A 2,273-nucleotide genomic window follows, 5' to 3' on the forward strand; every position below is an offset into this window, starting at 1 on the left:
CATTATTATTGAGAGGGGCTTTGTGTTTAATGTTAAAAATCAAATCATGTGCATTACTGAGTGCTACGCTTCTTTTCATCCTGCTAGTAACCGCCTGCGGAGGCAATACTACCAGCAATCAAAATGCAGCTTCTACTGCAGCCAGTGCAAACTCCGCTCAGAATGAACAATCTGTTTCATCGGGTACTACGAATACAGTAGATACTGACGTTACCCGCAATTTCACCGATTCCAAGGGCCGGCAGGTTGAAATCCCTGTCAATCCCCAAAAGATAATCTATGTCGGGAGTGATCCGGGTGACCTGCTTGCACTGGGTGTAAAACCTGTGGGAGCTAGCCTCAGTGTTATCGCATCACAAGTAGCTTATGCTGATTTGCTCGAAGGTATTGATGACATAGGCTACCCATATTCGCCGGAGAAAGTTCTCTCGCATAACCCCGATCTCATCATTTTCAATGATTGGGACGAGGCTGGACTGAAATCACTGGCGGATATTGCCCCGACAGTTGTAATAGGTGAAACCGGTACATATGCAAGATTGAGGCAAATCGCTGAAGTTTTGGGCAAGGAAGATATCGCAGAGCAAAAGATTAAGGCCTATGAAACTGAAGCCGCAATTGTCAAATCACAATTAAAGCTGGATACACAGAGGGATAAGACTGCGACAGTGTTCCTACAGCTCGGAAAAACGTTATATGTAATGGGACATCAAGGGATATCAGTATCACTGTACGACATGCTGGGATTCACTCCAAATCCCAAGGTTCAGCAACTGATTGATCAAGGAGAGCTGTTCAGCGAAATTTCGGAAGAAGTTCTACCCTCATTTGCAGGAGAGCACCTCTTTATCCTTGGAGATGAGACTGGGGAAACTGTTTCAGCTTTGGATGAACTGCAGAGCAGTCCCATCTGGAAGTCTGTCCCGGCAGTCAAGAACGGTAATACCTACTCTGCCGACAGTAAATGGAATTTCGATGATATCATTACACGAACACGTCTTCTTGAAGAATTGCCGAAATTAATGGCTAAGTAATCTTACCCAGCTTACTCTACATCAAAGTTGAAGTACTTAGATGGAAAAGGCTCCTTGATCAGGGTGAAATGCCACCATTCTTTGCTGTACGGCTTGAATCCGTGCATAATCATAGCATCCTTCAGGATTTTACGGTTGGCATGCTGTGTCTTGCTGATGAGAGAAGTATTGTAATAAGAAATCTCGCCAAAAAAATCATACGGGCTGCCCATATCCACCAGGTTGCCCGTTTTGGCATACGCCAATGTCAGATCAATCGTACCGCCTCTGGTATGCCCTGACTTCTTAGCGATAAAGCCCAGCTTAAACAGGTTGCGCTTGTCCAGTTTGGGATAATACTGCTGCTTCATCTTGATGTCAGCTACATCCTTTGACCATGAGACAAAATCATCCACTGCTTTTTGTGGACGGTAGGCATCATAAATTCTTAAAATATACCCCTTGCGGGCCAGGTCATCACTGACAGCCTGTAATGCTCTGGCCCCCACTTGTGAAAAGATCGCCAGCGGCGCCTTGTATCCTTCAACGCGTGATCCCGTAAAATTGTTCTCACTGAAATAACGTATTTCATATTGCGCATCAGGAATCATCTCATCCAGGTATACGAATCCTTCAGGCAGATTGTTTTTTTTCTGCACTTTAACCTGTTGGAATGCTGAAGCACCCACCTCATGTCCCGGCTTCTCTATGTCCGTAGCGGAAGCAGAACTCCTATGAAGCATAAGTGCAGCACTCAAGCTGACGATGAGTGAAAGAGGGAGGATCAGGATCGTCGTACTTCGTTTAAGCCTATCCTTGCAGATTCTCATTTTCCATTCCCCCTTTCTTCCATAAACGCCGACTGGATTAATTCAGGTTATGATTTACGAATAAATGGATATCTATTTCAAGTGTGATTTTTATTTTACCACTCTTTGACCAATAATTGTAATTATTGCAAAAAGGGGCTGTCCCAAACTAACATGGCCTGACGGCCACCATCATGAATGAAAATGTCTTGGCTTGTGAATCTGTGTCTTCCATAATGGAAGTGCAGGTCACAGGCCGAGGCTTTTTTGGTAGGACATACTCTGAGTCCCAAACCGGCCGATTGTATCCCACGAGTACCGCCAATTGTTGCTATGAGCACGTGTATAAAAATCCTTTTACTTGAGGGTACATGACCTGCGTCAAACTGATTCCAGGGGTGATGTGGATGGAGGCGATTTTAGAAAGATGCGCGGGGCTAGACGTTCACCA

Annotated in this window: 2 protein-coding genes; one reads left to right on the forward strand and one right to left on the reverse strand. The window is 45.0% G+C overall.

The features are described from left to right. Positions 1-1,034 (forward strand): ABC transporter substrate-binding protein (locus A3849_RS31050; RefSeq protein ID WP_306010729.1); only part of this gene is annotated, 1,034 nt, incomplete at its 5' end. A gap of 11 nt (positions 1,035-1,045) precedes the next feature. On the opposite strand, the gene A3849_RS31055 is transcribed toward A3849_RS31050, so the two are convergent. Further along, a complete protein-coding gene (locus A3849_RS31055; RefSeq protein ID WP_218619284.1) occupies positions 1,046-1,843 on the reverse strand; it encodes a M15 family metallopeptidase in 798 nt (265 codons plus the stop codon). Positions 1,844-2,273: the final 430 nt, after the last annotated feature.

The organism is Paenibacillus sp. P46E, assembly GCF_001909095.1.
Lineage (GTDB): Bacteria > Bacillota > Bacilli > Paenibacillales > Paenibacillaceae > Paenibacillus_AQ > Paenibacillus_AQ helianthi.

Excerpts from the sequence above, each read along its gene's own strand:
- A3849_RS31055 (WP_218619284.1), bottom strand. The coding sequence starts at position 1,843 with ATGAGAATCTGCAAGGATAGGCTTAAACGAAGTACGACGATCCTGATC.